Origin of the sequence: Bilifractor sp. HCP3S3_D3 (assembly GCF_052063915.1) — a bacterium.
In the GTDB taxonomy this organism is placed as follows: Bacteria; Bacillota; Clostridia; order Lachnospirales; family Lachnospiraceae; genus Bilifractor.
This window is the reverse complement of the sequence record NZ_JBQHWP010000017.1, coordinates 48,989-65,689: the sequence shown is the minus strand read 5'-3', so window position 1 is coordinate 65,689 and position 16,701 is coordinate 48,989. Positions and strand designations below refer to the sequence as shown.

Sequence of the window (16,701 nt, the reverse complement as noted above, 5' to 3'; positions counted from 1 at the left end):
AGGCCATTGGTTCACGACGCATACAGTCGCAGTCAATATGGCTATGACAAAAGAAAGACTGATAAACAGTGGCTTCTATGATTTAGCCACGGCCTATCAGTCTGTGCACGTCAACTATTGAAAGCGCCGTATACCGAACGGTACGTACGGTGTTGTGAGAGGACGGCGGTTAGTCACCGCCTCCTACTCGATTAGGTTTGGTCTGATGGGCATAGGTTTGGTCTAATGGACCCGGGCAGGTATTTTTCCTGCGAAACGGTGAGCCGGCCAGATGATTTTTGAACATAGCAAATGTCCGTGTATAGGTATATTGTGCCTTAGTCAGAGCAAACGAAACCAGACAGACATGCGCTATTTTCTGCTCATTTCGTGAAAAAGCTTCTGCTTCATCTCGTAGAGCCTGTCCGAGAGATCAACATAGACCTCCTGTGGATTCGTGAGCCGCTTTGTCTCGTCCCAGAGCGTGTTCTTCTCGTCTGTACAGATCTTTTGTATTTCCATTGTGGAGGGAGAAACGTAGCTGCAAAGCCCGTTTCGGAAGATCGGAATCAGCAGTTCGCGGATCCGGTAGGTTCCGCCCTTGAGCGTTGTCTTTTTCCACGTTGCGTTCGGGTCGAAGATCGTGATGTCCTTTTCGGGATCAAACTTCTCATCGGCGAGGGCAATGAGATCCGCGCGGATTTTTCCGGTTTGCTTGTCATAGAACCGGAAGATGGTCTTGTTGCCCGGATTCGTGATCTTCTCGACATTCTCGGAAAGCTTGATCTTTGGTACAAAATCTTTGTCATTTCTGTTCTTGATGGCAGCCATTTTGTATACGCCGCCGAAAGCAGACCAGCCGTTGGAGGTGATGAGGTTGGTGCCGACACCCCAGGAATTGATCCGGGCGCCCTGCTGCTTAAGAGACGTGATCAGATATTCATCAAGGTCGCTGGACGCAGAGATAATTGCGTCTCCGAAGCCTGCCCTGTCAAGCATTTCATAAGCTTTTTTGGAGAGGTATGCGAGGTCTCCGGAATCGATCCGGATGCCGTATCCCTTCATTGGAATACCTGCGTCGCGCATCTCCCGGAATACCTGAATTGCGTTCGGTACGCCGGACTTCAGTACGTCATAGGTATCGACCAGGAGGATGCATGCGGAAGGATACAGCTTTGCATAGGTACGGAAAGCGGTCAGCTCATCCGGGAAACTCATAATCCAGCTGTGGGCATGCGTCCCCTTCACCGGCACGTCGAAGAGTTCACCAGTCAGGACATTAGAGGTGCCGATACATCCGCCGATCACAGCGGCGCGGGCGCCCCAGATGCCGGCGTCAGGACCCTGGGCGCGTCTGAGACCGAATTCCATGATTCCATCGCCCTTCGCGGCGTCAACGACACGGGACGCCTTTGTGGCGATCAGAGACTGATGGTTGATAATGTTCAGAAGTGCAGGCTCAATAAACTGGGCCTCCATCAATGGCGCAACGACCTTGACGAGCGGCTCTCGCGGGAAGACAACGGTTCCCTCCGGAATTGCGTAGATATCCCCGGTAAAATGGAAGCCTCTCAGATACTCCAGAAAATCGTCGTCGAACAGACCGAGACCTCTCAGGTATTCGATATCCTCCGGAGAAAAATGAAGATTGCGTATGTAGTCGATTACCTGCTCCAGGCCGCAGGCTATGGCATAGCCTCCGTTGCATGGGTTGTTGCGGTAAAAAGCATCAAAGACGACGATCTGATCGGTTGGATTCTTGAAATAACCCTGCATCATGGTCAGTTCATAGAGATCGGTCATCATCGTCAAATTTCGATTATCTGCCATTATTCAAACCTCCGCTTATTCTGTTGATGTAATGACCAGAATCTGACGAAGTCCGGTTTTATATATATCTAAAAACAAAGATGTTCTGTCAGATGTAAGTTGCAAAAAGTATAACACTCCGGAAAGCAAAATACAACCGGCGAAAGCGGCGCCAGTGCTGAATTCCGGTTATGCTGCGGCGCGCATTCTGGCATAAAAATTGCACATCACAGCCGGCACAGGCCACATGCGCTTCCGGTCCGCGGCAACCGGGCGTTCGACAGGAAAAGACAGAATTATAATGACAGATTGACACGGCATGCTCTGACAGAGTAGAATCGAAGCACCGCTAACATGCATATGCGCGGGCAGAGGGGGCAGGATGATGGAATTTCTGATCCGGAAATTTGTAAAGAACTATCAGAACACAGATGACACCAGGGTGCGTACGGCTTACGGGACCCTCGCGGGCATTACGGGAATTATCTGCAATTTTTTTCTGTTTGCGGTAAAGCTGAGCGTCGGACTCTTCATGATGTCGATGGCGGTTATCGCAGACGCTTTCAATAACCTGTCGGATGCGGTTTCCTCCGTGATCAGTCTTGTCGCGATGCGGATGGCGGGAAAGCCCTCCGACAAGGATCATCCGTTCGGACACGGAAGAATGGAGTACATCGCCGCACTGCTCATATCAATTTTGATTGTAGCGGTTGGTATGGAGTTCTTGAAAAGCTCCGTTGAAAAGATCAAGAACCCCGGGGCGCTGAATTTTTCCGCAGCGGCAATTGTATTCCTTGTGATATCTGTGGCTGTGAAGCTGTGGATGTACTTTTTTAACCGTAAAATCGGCCGGAGAATCGGATCGGAGGTAATGAACGCGACGGCAATGGATTCTCTGTTCGATGCGATTACCACGACTCTGACGCTGGTGTCGATCGGCGTGTATTTTTTCTTTGATATCAATATTGACGGCATTGCGGGACTCATTGTATCCTTTGTAGTCATCTACGCGGGCGTCGGGATCGTACGGGATACTGTGAAACCTCTTCTCGGAGAAGCCATGGATCCGGAGCTCGCAGATAAGATCGGGAAAATAGTCGAAAGTGTGGACGGAGTGGCGGGTGCGCACGATCTGATCATACACAGTTACGGGCCGAACCGCTATATTGCGACGATACATGTGGAAGTATCTGTGAAGCATACCCTGGAGGAGGGACACAATATTGCGGACCAGGCCGAGAAGAAGGTGCTGGATCAGCTCGGGGTTGTGCTCGTCGTCCATGTTGACCCGGTGGAACTCAGTGACAGCAGAGTGCTGAAGATCCGGAATGAAGTCACCCGGGTTCTGAACATCTTGGATGAGGAACTCAAATTTCACGATTTCAGGGTGAATTTTGAAGGCGAAAAAGCCATGATTTCCTTTGATCTGGTCGTTCCTTACTCGTATTCCCAGGAACAGGAGCACAAGGTTGCGAGGCAGGTTGTCAGTCTGATGAAGGAGATCAATCCGGATTATGAATGCACGATTGTGATTGACAGGGGGATTCTGGAAGAGGTCGCACAGCCGTGACTTGAGAGAACATGGCGATCCGGGCACTGTCAACGGTGCTGTTGCTGATGGAAAATAATTACCAAAATCGGTTGTAAATGATTGCCGGGGTTTGCCTCAAGGCTGCTTTCGTGAACAGTCGGGATATGGTTGAAAAAACCGTCGAAAAAAACAGGAAATTTTTAAAAAAGTCCTTGCCTTTGCCTTTAGAATATGTTAATATTTCATGCGTGCCGTAAAGCACGCATAACATAAGGCCCGGTGGTCAAGAGGTTAAGACATCGCCCTTTCACGGCGGTAACACGAGTTCAATTCTCGTCCGGGTCACTTCTTATGAATCGGGTAAGACTTATGCCGATGTGGCTCAATTGGCAGAGCAGCTGATTTGTAATCAGCAGGTTATCGGTTCGAGTCCGATCATCGGCTCTATGGACCTTTAGCTCAGTTGGTTAGAGCAGTCGGCTCATAACCGATCGGTCCCGGGTTCGAGTCCCTGAAGGTCCATTTTGAACACAGCCTTGTGTTCACTGCTTACCTGATTATAAGAAAATAGTTTGTGGCCCGGTGGCTCAGCTGGTTAGAGCGCCGCCCTGTCACGGCGGAGGTCGTCGGTTCGATCCCGATCCGGGTCGCTCTATTCTGAACTGCTTCACGGCAGATTCGGAGTTCATATGTGTATGGGATCTTAGCTCAGCTGGGAGAGCATCTGCCTTACAAGCAGAGGGTCACAGGTTCGAGCCCTGTAGGTCCCATATTTTTTTGTACGCACAGGCTTCGGCCTGTGCTTTTTTTTACGCGAACAATGAGCCACAGCTGAATGCGAAGTATTCGTGTGCGGCGAGCGTCGCGATAGCGAGATAAAACTCGCGCAGCGTGTTTTATCTCGTTGTCTATCAGTCTAGCCACAATGTTCGTGTATCAGTCGAACCGCAATGTAAGTGACGCAGGGACTTAGATAGTATGTGGCGCTTCCGTCTTGTGCGCGAACGGTCAGAAATGATATGATAGCGATATCGATAAGATCTTCAGGCAGAAAGCCGCTTCCCGGGTATGTTTTCAGAACGGCGGAGCGGGCACGGGTATTCAGAGAAATGAGCGGAAAGAAAAAAAGATCGTGGATAAGCGAATACGAGACAGCGTTCGGTGAGAAAATCTCAGCACATGGGAAGCCGGAAGAACATCACGGTGAACAGAAAGAACGGGGACGGAGTGCGATGGGACGGCTCGGGGACCTTGCGGAAAATGTCATCGGCGCGGAGATCGAGAAGCGGTTTGAATCTCCGGTGCTCGAAGGGGAACCGGAGACGGATGTCTGGTACCGGATCCCGATACCCCGTGGAAAGTCCGGAGATGGCTCCGAGTACCATATCTATATCAAGAAGGGCAGAGTCAACTGTACCTGCGTCTTTCTGTCGGGCGGAGGAGTCGCGTGGAATGAATATACCGCGGCGCGTCCTGTTACGGGTGGGAAAGTGGCAGCCGGGCTTCCGAATTACTACTGGAACAATCTGCGGCCATTCACGCAGATCATGAACATCAATACGGGAATCACGGAAATCGGTAACCAGCACAATCCCTTCAATGACTGGAATTTCATCGTCATCACATACGCGACCGGCGATTTTCACGTCGGAAAAAACGACTTTCACTATATCGCAGAGGACGGAACAGAGCAGATCCTCCATTTCCATGGATACGAGAACTTCATGGAAGGCATGAAAGCGGGGACCGCTTTTTTTCCAAGGCCGGACAAGCTTCTGATTGCAGGGGACAGCGCAGGCGCCTTCGCGGTTCCCGCCGTCACAACACCGATCCTCGAGGATTTTTACCCGGAATGCAAAGATGTGACAGTATTTTCGGACAGCGGCCAGCTGAATTATAAAAAATGGAGGCAGACAGCGAAAGAGGTCTGGAAGACGGATCCGGTGTACTGGGAGCCGCTTGGCTCCGGCAATATCACAGTGGACTGGTACCGGCAGCTGTATCGGATCTGGGGCGACCGGATCCGTTACCTGTATGCCGGGTCGCCGAGAGATTATCTGCTCAGTTCGTACCTGAATGACGTGCTGACTCATCAGTACGGAACCAATGCGGAAGTACAGGAGGAGTATTACCGCGAGATGCAGCGGATGATCCGCTCTCTCAAGGAGATTACACCGAAATTCGGGATGTTTATATACAATTTCCGAAATCTGAGATGGTTCCTCGGGGGCACCGTTCACACTACGGTCCGGCACAAGAGGTTCTATTTTCTGACGAAATCGGGGAAGACCATGGCAAAATGGCTCGGGGACGCGGTGAATGGTATGGTTTACGACTGCAATATGGATCTGATGAGCGGCGAAGATACAGGGTCAGACTTTATGGAGGAACTGTGAGGGCCGGATGAACCCGAAGGACAAGATTGGATGAACCCGACGTACAAGAGCTGTTTCAAGCTGTTTCAAGTAGAACAGAAGAGTACGCAGCCCGTGACAGGTTTTTTTCAGAACCCGGGACATTCGAGTGATCTCAGAGGAAACAGGAAGGAAATGTAATGGCAGACATGATTCAGAAGTTTGGCAATCTTGTGGACGCACAGATTCCCGATCATCCCAATGCGGCAAGGAGGCTGCTCCTTGCCGCATATTATGCGAAAAGAGTTCAGCTGAAGAAGTTTCCGCCGAAAGAACTCAGCCCGGCAAGAAACGACATGGCGGTTACATCGATGAATGCGGTGATTCATCCTCTGGTACATCCGGAAAAAACAGGGCTGGTCAGTATTTTTACCCCCTGCGAACTTCTGCAGACCTACGGAATCTATCCTATGGTTGCAGAGGCGATGTCCTGTTATATTACAGGCGCGGACGCGGAACGAGGATTTATTGACTATGCAGGTGAGGAGGGCGTGCCGGAGACATTCTGCTCCTATCACAAGATTCTGCTGGGAGGTATTCTGTCGGAGGTAATCCGAAGGCCGCGGTTCATCGTCAACACCTCTCTCGCCTGCGATGCCAACAATCTGACATTCCGCATGGCAGCGGAGCATTACCATGTGCCGCATTTCTACATTGATGTGCCATATGAGTGCTCGGAGGAGTCTGTCCGGTACACGGCGGACCAGCTGCGTGAATTCGCGAAGTTTCTCGAGGAGGATCAGAAGAAGCCTCTTGACATGGAAGAACTGAAACGAAGAGTCGCGGCAGGAGGAAGGACCATGAAGAAGCTTGCCGCCTGTCAGACGCTGAAACATGACCGCTATCTGTCGAATGACATCACGGATGAGCTGTATGAGGTATTCGGAAATCATGTTCTGCTCGGGATGCCGGAGGTCGAGCGGTTTGCGGATTCGCTTCTTCGGGATCTGAAGAAGGCGGAGCCGTCAAGGGGAATCCGCATTCTGTGGATGCATACCATTCCCTTTTATCAGAAGCCGCTCCGCGAAATGCTGAATTTCAGCGACCGGTGTCAGGTCGTGGCATGTGATATGAACTACGACGAGTATTGCGAGGTGGATCCGGAGAAACCGTTTGAAAGTATGGCGAAACGGCTGGTTTATGATTCGTTTAACGGACCATCGGACCGGAGAATCCGAAGAAGTCTCGGTATGTGCCGGAAGCTGGACGCGGACGGCGTCGTGTATTTCTGTCACTGGGGCTGCAAGCAGACGCAGGCAGCAGCGCAGAATGCCAGGGCAATTCTGGAGGAAAACGGGTATCCGACCCTGATTCTGGACGGTGACGGATGCGATTCCGGTAATTCGAGCAACGGACAGATTGCGACGCGGATGCAGGCATTTATAGAGATGCTGGAAGCCAGAAAAGCTGGAAGGACAGATGGAAGATAGGGCAGAAATTCGGATGACAGGACAGTCGGATGAAAGATAAGGCAGAAATTCAGATAACAGGACGGTCAGATGATATATTACATGTGTAAATACACCCCGCTTGAGATTTTCGCGGGGTTTGGCGAGCAGACGCAGAGACTTGCCCCGATGGGGGATTCTTTTGAAGCTGCCGAGAGCCTCGGCCACCCGAATATGTGCGGCTACGGAAAAGGAATCCTGGAGGCCGCTCAGAATCCGGAGGTTCAGGAGCTTGTGCTGGTCAGCTGCTGCGACGTGGTGAAGAGAATCTATGACATTTTAAAGCGGCAGGGAAAACAGAGGTTTTTATATCTTCTCGATCTTCCGCACAAGACCGGTGCGGCGGAAGAAAGATATATGGAAGGGCAGATCCGCGGCCTGATATCCGCATACGCGGCGTACAGCGGAAGGCAATTTGACGCAGCGGCAGTGCTTTCGCAGTGGCCCTCTGCTGCCGGATGCGGCATGTGCGGGACGGTAAAGACAGAGTCTCAGAGAAAGAACAGTCAGGAGCATGTCGAATCTGAACAGGCATACATCAGCCTGCAGGGAGCGCACAGCCGGGAGGAGTTCCCCGAGATGATCCGAAGAGTAACGGGGATTTCCGTTCGTGACGACACCTGCACCGGAAACCGGAATGTAGAGCTTCCTGAGGAAATTTTCGCGGCCTGCCGAAGGGAAAAACAGAACGGGACAGAGTCGGAGACCGGCGTGGAGAATATCCTGATCCGCGCGTACGCACATGCGCTTCTCCATCAGATGCCCTGCATGAGGATGGCAGATGTGAAATCGCGAGGGGAACTCGGCAGAAATTCGCTTGGCATTGTGTATCACACCATGAAGTTCTGTGATTATTACGGCTTTGAATATGCCGCACTTAAGAAGAATTCGGAGAAACCGATCCTGAAGATCGAGACTGACGGAACCGGGCAGAACAGCGGACAGATTTCTACCAGGCTTGAAGCTTTTGCAGAGAGCCTTCATCTGAAGACAGAGAGGAAGAGTATGAGCGGTACGGGAAATTATACGGCGGGAGTGGACAGCGGCTCGTCCAGCACGGACGCCGTTATACTGGACCAGAACGGAAAGATCGCGGGGTGGGCGATTGTGAGCACCGGGGCAGGCGCTTCATCCGGAGCAAAGAAGGCACTGGACGAGGCTCTTCGGAAGGCGCATCTGAGCCGGGAGGATCTGCGCGGCATCGTCTCTACAGGATACGGAAGGGAGACTATCGGAATCGGTGACGCTTCCGTCACAGAAATCACCTGCCATGCCAGGGGCGCGCATTATCTGGATCCGGAGGTCCGCACGGTTATCGATATCGGCGGGCAGGATTCCAAGGTCATCCGGATCGACGAAAACGGAACGGTTCAAAGCTTTGTGATGAATGATAAATGTGCTGCGGGAACCGGGAGATTTCTGGAGATGATGGCAAAAACCATGGAGCTTTCCATGGAGGACATGAGCAGAATCGGATTGAAGTGGAAGAATGAAACACAGATTTCCAGTATGTGCACCGTGTTTGCCGAATCCGAGGTAGTATCGCTGATCGCCCGCAATACAGCAACCGCTGACATCATTCACGGGCTGAATGTCTCGGTGGCGAACCGGACCGCCGGCCTTGTAAAACGCGTGCACGGGGAAGGCGCGTACATGATGACGGGAGGCGTTGCGCGAAACCGGGGAATTGTAGAGGCTCTGAGCGGGCGGATCGATGAGAAAATCCGCGTATCGGAATATGCGCAGCTCTGCGGAGCCATTGGTGCCGCCCTGATTGCGGCAGAATAATTCTGCAACTATGGGAGAATATCAGATACACGCGCAGCTCTGGTGATCTGCGAGGTATTTTTTTTAAAGGTGGCAAAAAGGAACGAAACGTTTTACAATATTAACAGCAGGGATATAAGCTTAGAAGCAGCGAAGCAGCGAAGCGGCGAAGTGTTGAGGTGTTGAAGTGTCGAAGCGGCGAAGTGACGCGCGGCTTATACCGTTTGCGCCCATCCCGCGGAGCATGGCGGCTTACCATGCATTGCAATAGCGATGCAGCATAAAATGATTTAGAATTAATCGGAGGTGTTTATCCATGGATATGAGCAGGGGCTCGAAATTTAAGGACGGGATACGGATCGCGGCTGCCGCGTACCTGATCTATCTCGGTGTAAAGGTAATCAGTGATGTGATGAAGGGAGCGACCGAAGGCCGCCAGATCCTTTTTGTGATCTTCGGAATCGTGTTTATTGCTGTCGGAATCTGGATCGGACTTTGGTCGGTGAAAAGCCTGTTAAAGGAGGCGGGAAAATCAGACGGTGGATCCGGGACGGAGGAAAATGACCGCAATATAGAGAAGTCGGAATCTGTAACCGCGAAGAAAGATCCGGAGCGGATCGAAGCGGACGCAGCAATGCCGGAGCATGGTGAATCAGAGCGGGTGGAACAGAAAGACGCTGAATCAGAGCAGTCGGATAAAAATCGTACAGAATAAGGGCACGTGCGGAGCGACGGCGGGCATACTGAGGCCGGCGAGTATAAGAACAGATGTTTCGACAAATCATATGGGAGAGGAAGTCCGCGTCGGATGTGCTATGTAGTTTTCGCACAAGAAAATAATAAAATTTTTGTGAAAAAATAATGTGGCACAAGATATGGTAGACATAACGAAACGGCGTGCGTACATCTGGTGCGAAGGCACGGGAAAAGCTGTGTTTGTGCCTGTTTCAGCGGTTTTCCGTGTTTGCATTTAAAATAATTTTTGCGTATAATTGATTTATTTTGAAGGGTGAATTGCTTTTATAATATTTTAAAACAGAAGGTTGAAGTATTATGATAAATGCAATTCAGGAAAGTGCGATAGAGGAATATATTTCGTATCTGCACAATGAGAGAGAGACCTCCTATAATACAGAGATCTCTTACGAAAGAGACTTGAAGAAAGCGGCGGATTATTTCTCGGAAAACGAGATCTGTGATTTCTGTCTGGTAACGGAGGTGAATCTGCATTCGTACCTGCTCTATCTGGAGGAAAATCATAAATCAGCCGCCACCGTATCGCGAAGCATTGCTTCGCTTCGCTCCTTTTTTCAGTACCTGGTGCGCAGCCGGAGAATCCAGAAGGATCCGACGGAGAATCTGAAACCGCCGAAGGTGGAGAAGAAGGCGCCGGAGATACTGACTGTTGATGAGGTTGACCGGCTGCTTGCGCTTCCGGACCGCAGAACGGCGAAAGGAATGCGCGACAGGGCTATGCTTCAGCTTCTTTATACGACCGGGATGCGTGTGAGCGAGCTGGTTCACCTGAAGATGGGGGATGTGGACCTGGAATTCGGTTATCTCACATGCAGTGATCATGACAGAGAGAGAAGAATACCGCTGGAGCAGGGAACGAGGATTATTGTCGAGGAGTATCTGGATTCCGCCCGTATGGAGCTGCTGAAAGGAAAGGAAAGCGAGTACCTGTTCTGCAATTGCTCCGGCACGCCGATGAGCCGGCAGGGATTCTGGAAGGTTTTGAAGAGCTATGCGTCGGGGGCGGGAATTGAAAAGGATATCACACCGCATACGATGCGTCATTCCTTTGCGGCGCACCAGCTCCAGAAGGGAACGGACCTGAAAAGGGTCCAGCAGATGCTCGGACATGCCGATATTTCAACGACACAGATCTATTCCAGAATCATCGGCTAGAGTATGCCGGTTAATTTTCAAATCGATACGTGAAATTCTTGAAGGGGAACAGGGAGGAAGGAACTGCCGAGGCAGTTCCTTCCTCCCTGTTCCCTGTAAAAAACTTCCGGAGGCACAGGAGATTCTGTGTATCGGGAGCAGAAGAGCCCGTCCATCAGGCACAGGAGATTCTGCGTATCGGGGCGGGGCAGAAGCTTCCGCCCTCCGGGCATAAGACATCCCTCCGGACAGAACCAGGAATGCCGCTTTCTCACCGGGATTCCGTCATATCTGCGCGAGGCATATTCAGCATAAAGCTGCGACTTCGTAAATCAGTCTTTCGGTTTCGTCCCAGCCGAGGCAGGGATCGGTGATCGATTTTCCGTAGACGTGTTTATCTGTTCCGATTGGCTGACATCCGGGTTCGAGATAGCTTTCGATCATCAGGCCCTTCACCAGCTCGCGCACACGTGGATCATACTTTCTGCTGTTCAGAACCTCCCTTGTGATTCTGGGCTGCTGGTCGTATTTTTTACCGGAATTTGAGTGGTTCGTGTCTACGATCACCGCGGGGTTCGCCAGAGTCGTTTCATTATAGAGTCTGAGAAGAAGTTCAAGGTCCTCGAAATGATAATTCGGAACGGACTCACCGTGTTTATTTGTCGCGCCGCGGAGAACACAGTGCGCCAGGGGATTGCCGTCCGTCTTGCATTCGGAGTTTCTGAAGATAAAGGTATGTCCGTGCTGTGCCGCGATGCAGGAGTTGATCATGACGGACATGTCGCCGCTGGTAGGGTTCTTCATTCCGACGGGGATTTCAATGCCGGAGGCTGTCAGACGATGCTGCTGGTTTTCTACGGACCTTGCGCCGATTGCGACATACGAGAGAATATCATCCACGTAGGACCAGTTCGCGGGGTAGAGCATTTCATCGGCAGCAGTCAGACCGGTCTGCTCCATGGAGTGGATGTGAATGTTGCGGACAGCGATCAGACCGGCTTCAAGATCCGGTTTGCCCTCCGGATCCGGCTGGTGCATGATGCCTTTATAACCCATGCCGGTGGTTCTGGGTTTATTGGTGTAGATTCTGGGGATCAGAAGCAGACGGTCTGCAACCTTGTCCTGAATCTTTGCCAGGCGCTCGGTATATTCCAGAACAGAATCTTCGCTGTCTGCAGAGCAGGGACCGATGATCAGGAGAAATTTATCGGATTCGCCGGTGAAAATTCTGCGGATTTCGTCGTCCCGGGCTGCCTTGATCTTCTTCAGATTCGCAGATACCGGAACCCGTTCCTTAAGTTCCTCTGGAGTGGGAAGGTTTTCCATAAATGTAAAGCTCATAGTGTCTTCCTTTCGCCGGCAGAGAGCTGCCGTTACAATGAAAACCAGCATAAAAAACTGGCCTCACAGAAATTATCTATAAAAGAAAATAGAAATTATCCATGAGAAGCAACTTAAAACAAAAACATAATACACCAAGCCGGCTGTGATGTCGAACAAATCTGAACCATTGCTTTTCATGCGGGAGAATATGATTCACTGCTGCTGATACGGAGGAGTCTGCAGCGCGGTGCTGTTGCCGATGCTGTTACAGGGGAATGCTCAGCGGCTGGGCTGCTACAGGGGAATGCTCAGGGATGTTGCCGAGGAATGATCCGCGGCTTGACGCAGGGCGCAGGCAATGCTATTCTAAGGACAAAAAACTGTAGTGTTTTAGTAGGCTTTTATATTCGCGGAGCCCAGCCTGCGGGGCATGGGCCTGTATATGAAAATAGTATCAGACAGGGTTTGGTGATTTATATATGAAATTATCGACGAGAGGGCGTTACGGACTGCGTGCGTTGATCGATCTTGCGTCCCACGAGGATGAGGGCGCGGTCTCCACACAGAGCATCGCTCAGAGACAGAACATATCCGAAAGTTATCTGGAGCAGCTGATTCGCATGTTGAAAAAAGGCGGGCTCGTCCTGAGTGTCCGCGGAGCGGGCGGCGGGTACCGGCTGGCAAAGAGGGCATCCGAGATCTCGGTCGGCGACATCCTGCGGTGCCTTGAGGGAAGTCTTGACGCGGTGGAATGCCCGGCAATTGAGGGAAGTGACTGCGACAGCGCAAATGCGTGCGTATCCAAGTTTGTATGGAAGAGGATCAATGACGCTATAGCACAGGCGGTCGATTCCGTATGGCTGTCTGAGCTGGTAGAGGAAAGCCATAAGCTGCAGACGGCGCAGGCAGAGGAAAGCCACAGGCAGCAGTCGACACAGATTAAGAAAAGCCACAAGCTGCAGACGGCGCAGAAGGAAAATAAGGGCAATTCAGCCGCTCGGGACGGCGATGAAATCAACGCACGGATCATACGCGAGATTCAGAATCGGGGGCTTTGATATGATATATCTGGACAATGCTGCGACAACGAGGACAGATCCTGAGGTAGCAGAGGAGATGCTGCCATTTTTTTCCGAGGATTACGGGAATCCCTCCGGGATTTACGGGATCGCGCAGAAAAGCCGGGCAGCAGTGACTGAAGCGAGAGAAAGAACAGCTCATGTACTGGGGTGCAGAGCGGATGAGATCTATTTTACATCCTGTGGAAGTGAGTCAGACAACTGGGCGCTGAAGGCAGCGTTTGAGGCATATAAGGACAAGGGGAGACACATCATCACGACGAAGATCGAGCATCCCGCAATCCTGAATACCTGTGAGTATCTGGAGAGAGAGCGGGGAGCAGAGATTACCAGACTGGATGTGGGCCCCGACGGGATGGTGGATCCTCGTGAACTGGAGAAATCGATCCGGCCGGATACGATCCTGATCTCTGTCATGACGGCCAACAATGAGATCGGAACCATTGAGCCGATACGTGAAATCGGTGAAATCGCCCGGCGGCACGGCGTGCTTTTCCATACCGACGCGGTACAGGCATTCGGACAGATTCCGCTGAATGCGGATGAACTGAACATCGACATGCTGAGTGCCAGCGCACACAAATTTAATGGCCCGAAGGGAGCCGGTTTTCTGTATATCCGGAAGGAAGTCGGAATCCGGTCCTTCCTGCACGGCGGCGCGCAGGAGCATAACCGAAGGGCCGGGACAGAAAATGTGCCGGGCATTGTGGGACTCGGAGCGGCGGCGAAAAAGGCGGAGGAAAATCTCGTTCAGAAGATGGAGAAGGAAACCCATCTCAGGGATTATCTGATCCGCAGAATCCGGGAGGAGATACCGAACGTAAAGCTGAACGGCCCGGATCCGGAATCGGCACTGGACGGAGATACACGAACTTCGGCGGGACGGCTTCCGAACAATGTGAATTTTAGCTTTGAATTTGTAGAGGGAGAATCCCTTCTGATCATGCTTGATATGAGACAGATCTGCGCGTCCAGCGGCTCCGCCTGTTCCTCCGGTTCCCTGAGTCCGTCTCATGTACTGAAGGCCATCGGGCTTTCCGACAGCCTCGCGCATGGCGCTTTGCGGCTGACGCTGTCCGCGGAGACAACGAAGGAAGAACTCGACACTACCGTTGAGGCAATACGGGAAATTGTGGAGAGACTGCGCGGTATGTCGCCAAGGTATGAGGCGTACCGGAACGGAACGCTGCAGGCGGAGACGGAGACAGGAAGAAAATGAGCAATAGAAAAACAGTAGTAGTCGGTATGTCGGGCGGTGTGGATTCGTCCACCGCGGCATATCTGCTGAAGGAAGAGGGATACAATGTAATCGGAGTCACAATGCAGATCTGGCAGGAGGAAAATGAGTGCCAGATGCAGGCAGAGGGCGGGTGCTGCGGCATCAGCGCTGTTGAGGACGCAAGAAGAGTGGCAGAGGTTCTGGACATACCTTATTATGTCATGAATTTCAGGGATGTATTCCAGGAAAAGGTGATCAATTATTTTACCGCGGAATATCTCGCGGGGAGAACACCGAATCCGTGCATCGCCTGTAATCGTTACGTGAAATGGGAATCGCTTCTGAAGCGCAGTCTGGAGATCGGGGCGGACTTCATAGCAACAGGTCACTATGCCAGAATCCGCCATCTGGACAACGGCAGGTACGCGATCGCGAATTCTGTGACCGCCGCGAAGGATCAGACGTACGCGCTTTACGGGCTTACGCAGGAGCAGCTGTCGCGAACCCTCATGCCGATCGGCGATTACAGCAAACCCGAGGTGCGGAAAATCGCGGAACGTGCCGGCCTTCCGGTTGCCCATAAGCACGACAGTCAGGAAATCTGCTTTGTGCCGGACGGGGACTATGCCGCCTTTATCGAAAGAGATACCGGAAGGAGGATGCCGGAAGGCAATTTTGTCACGAAGGACGGAAGAGTGCTGGGGCATCACCGCGGAATTACTCACTACACCATCGGCCAGCGGAGAGGCCTGGATCTTCCGATGGGCGAAAGAGTGTTCGTGACAGAAATTCGTCCGGAGACAAATGAGGTCGTCATCGGTACCGGCAGCGATGTTTTTACGGATACGCTGAAAGCAGATCATCTGACCTTCATGGGGATTGAAGATCTCCCAATGGGAGAAGAGGAACATTTCCTGGCAAAAATCCGGTACAACCACAGGGGAACCGGCTGCCTCGTAAAAAGAACGGGCGAGGACGAGATTACCTGCGTGTTCGATGAACCCGTCCGCGCCGTGACACCCGGACAGGCACTGGTCTATTATCGGGACGGCTATGTTGCGGGAGGAGGCATCATCGGGAAATGATGATGAATCCGAACAAATTCGGCCGCAGACAGGCAAAAGTACTTGAATTTTAGAGGTATATTCGTTATTATATATCCGAGGTTGTTAAACTTTAAACATAACAAACAACATTTTTTAGGAGGAAATTAAATTATGGCAGTAAGAGTTGCGATTAATGGTTTTGGACGTATTGGCCGTCTTGCATTCCGTCAGATGTTCCAGGCAGAGGGATATGAGGTAGTTGCGATCAACGATCTTACAAGCCCGGAGATGCTCGCATACCTTCTGAAATATGACACAACGCATGGCCGTTACAACGGAACCGTAGAAGCAGCAGACAACGCAATCATCGTAAACGGCAAGAAGATCACAATCTATGCCGAGAAGAACGCTGCAGATCTTCCTTGGAAAGAGCTTGATATCGACGTAGTTCTGGAGTGCACCGGATTCTACACATCCAAAGAGAAATCCATGGCACACATCAATGCAGGTGCAAAGCATGTAGTTATCTCCGCACCGGCAGGAAATGACCTGAAGACTATCGTTTACAACGTAAACCATAAGACAATCACAGCAGATGACCAGATCATCTCCGCTGCATCCTGCACAACCAACTGCCTCGCTCCTATGGCAAAGGCTCTGAATGACCTCGCTCCGATCGAGTCCGGATTCATGACCACCGTTCATGCTTACACCGGTGATCAGATGATCCTTGACGGACCGCAGAGAAAGGGCAACCTTCGCAGATCCAGAGCTGGCGCTCAGAACATCGTTCCGGCATCTTCAGGAGCTGCAAAGGCCATCGGAAGCGTTCTTCCGGAGCTGAACGGCAAGCTGAACGGCGCTGCACAGCGTGTTCCGGTAGCTACCGGTTCCACCACAATCCTTGACGCTGTAGTTGACGCTGAGGTTACCGCTGATCAGGTTAACGCACAGATGAAGAAAGAGGAGACTGAGTCCTTCGCATACAACACCGATGAGATCGTTTCTTCCGATATCATCAACAGCACTGCAGGATCCATCTTCGACGCTACCCAGACAAAGGTTCTTCCGATGGGCAACGGCAAGACTCTGGTACAGGTTGTTTCCTGGTATGATAACGAGAATTCTTACACAAGCCAGATGGTTCGTACAATCAAATACTTCGGTTCTCTTCTGAACAAGTAATTGAATTGACA

11 protein-coding genes, 5 tRNA genes and 1 pseudogene are annotated in these 16,701 nt (G+C 51.6%); 15 read left to right on the top strand and 2 right to left on the bottom strand.

Annotation, left to right across the window (positions count from 1 at the left end; all coding sequences use genetic code 11):
* Positions 1–351: 351 nt before the first annotated feature.
* Positions 352–1,809: a nicotinate phosphoribosyltransferase gene (locus ACTNDI_RS10785; RefSeq protein WP_441100990.1), complete on the bottom strand. Its 1,458-nt coding sequence runs from the start codon at positions 1,807–1,809 to the stop codon at positions 352–354.
* A gap of 361 nt (positions 1,810–2,170) precedes the next feature.
* Between ACTNDI_RS10785 and ACTNDI_RS10780 the strand changes: the two genes are divergently transcribed.
* From ACTNDI_RS10780 to ACTNDI_RS10730, 11 genes are all read left to right on the top strand, one after another.
* The gene (locus ACTNDI_RS10780; RefSeq protein ID WP_441100989.1) at positions 2,171–3,358 is read left to right on the top strand and encodes a cation diffusion facilitator family transporter; all 1,188 of its coding nucleotides are present in this window, start codon (positions 2,171–2,173) and stop codon (positions 3,356–3,358) included.
* Between the two features lie 234 nt (positions 3,359–3,592).
* A tRNA-Glu gene (locus tag ACTNDI_RS10775) sits at positions 3,593–3,664 on the top strand.
* Positions 3,665–3,690: 26 nt separating this feature from the next.
* Positions 3,691–3,763: transfer RNA gene (locus ACTNDI_RS10770), tRNA-Thr, on the top strand.
* Positions 3,764–3,767: 4 nt separating this feature from the next.
* Positions 3,768–3,841: transfer RNA gene (locus ACTNDI_RS10765), tRNA-Ile, on the top strand.
* Between the two features lie 54 nt (positions 3,842–3,895).
* Positions 3,896–3,969 (top strand) — tRNA-Asp (locus ACTNDI_RS10760).
* Between the two features lie 47 nt (positions 3,970–4,016).
* Positions 4,017–4,089, top strand: a tRNA-Val gene (locus tag ACTNDI_RS10755).
* Between the two features lie 339 nt (positions 4,090–4,428).
* A complete protein-coding gene (locus ACTNDI_RS10750) occupies positions 4,429–5,715 on the top strand; it encodes a pectin acetylesterase-family hydrolase (RefSeq protein WP_441100988.1) in 1,287 nt (428 codons plus the stop codon).
* 158 nt (positions 5,716–5,873) lie between these two features.
* The gene (locus ACTNDI_RS10745) at positions 5,874–7,163 is read left to right on the top strand and encodes a 2-hydroxyacyl-CoA dehydratase subunit D (protein WP_441100987.1); all 1,290 of its coding nucleotides are present in this window, start codon (positions 5,874–5,876) and stop codon (positions 7,161–7,163) included.
* Positions 7,164–7,232: 69 nt separating this feature from the next.
* Complete coding sequence (locus tag ACTNDI_RS10740) at positions 7,233–8,969, top strand: acyl-CoA dehydratase activase (protein WP_441100986.1); 1,737 nt, start codon at positions 7,233–7,235, stop codon at positions 8,967–8,969.
* Positions 8,970–9,264: 295 nt separating this feature from the next.
* On the top strand, positions 9,265–9,663 hold the full coding sequence (locus tag ACTNDI_RS10735; protein ID WP_441100985.1) for a hypothetical protein: 399 nt from the start codon (positions 9,265–9,267) through the stop codon (positions 9,661–9,663).
* A gap of 338 nt (positions 9,664–10,001) precedes the next feature.
* Complete coding sequence (locus ACTNDI_RS10730; protein ID WP_441100984.1) at positions 10,002–10,859, top strand: tyrosine recombinase; 858 nt, start codon at positions 10,002–10,004, stop codon at positions 10,857–10,859.
* Positions 10,860–11,144: 285 nt separating this feature from the next.
* On the opposite strand, the gene ACTNDI_RS10725 is transcribed toward ACTNDI_RS10730, so the two are convergent.
* Positions 11,145–12,179 carry a 3-deoxy-7-phosphoheptulonate synthase gene (locus ACTNDI_RS10725; protein WP_441100983.1) on the bottom strand — a complete coding sequence of 345 codons (1,035 nt, stop codon included), beginning with the start codon at positions 12,177–12,179 and terminating at the stop codon, positions 11,145–11,147.
* Positions 12,180–12,640: 461 nt separating this feature from the next.
* Here ACTNDI_RS10725 and ACTNDI_RS10720 point away from each other — a divergent pair.
* The 4 genes and pseudogenes from ACTNDI_RS10720 to gap all read left to right on the top strand — a co-directional run.
* A pseudogene (locus tag ACTNDI_RS10720) lies at positions 12,641–13,051 on the top strand (RrF2 family transcriptional regulator); the annotation flags it as partial.
* A 169-nt stretch (positions 13,052–13,220) separates the two neighbouring features.
* The gene (gene nifS / locus ACTNDI_RS10715; RefSeq protein ID WP_441100982.1) at positions 13,221–14,459 is read left to right on the top strand and encodes a cysteine desulfurase NifS; all 1,239 of its coding nucleotides are present in this window, start codon (positions 13,221–13,223) and stop codon (positions 14,457–14,459) included.
* Positions 14,456–15,544 carry a tRNA 2-thiouridine(34) synthase MnmA gene (gene mnmA, locus ACTNDI_RS10710; RefSeq protein ID WP_441100981.1) on the top strand — a complete coding sequence of 363 codons (1,089 nt, stop codon included), beginning with the start codon at positions 14,456–14,458 and terminating at the stop codon, positions 15,542–15,544. Before nifS ends, mnmA begins: the two co-directional genes overlap by 4 nt.
* A 132-nt stretch (positions 15,545–15,676) precedes the next feature.
* A complete protein-coding gene (gap, locus tag ACTNDI_RS10705; RefSeq protein WP_441100980.1) occupies positions 15,677–16,690 on the top strand; it encodes a type I glyceraldehyde-3-phosphate dehydrogenase in 1,014 nt (337 codons plus the stop codon).
* Positions 16,691–16,701 lie beyond the last annotated feature (11 nt).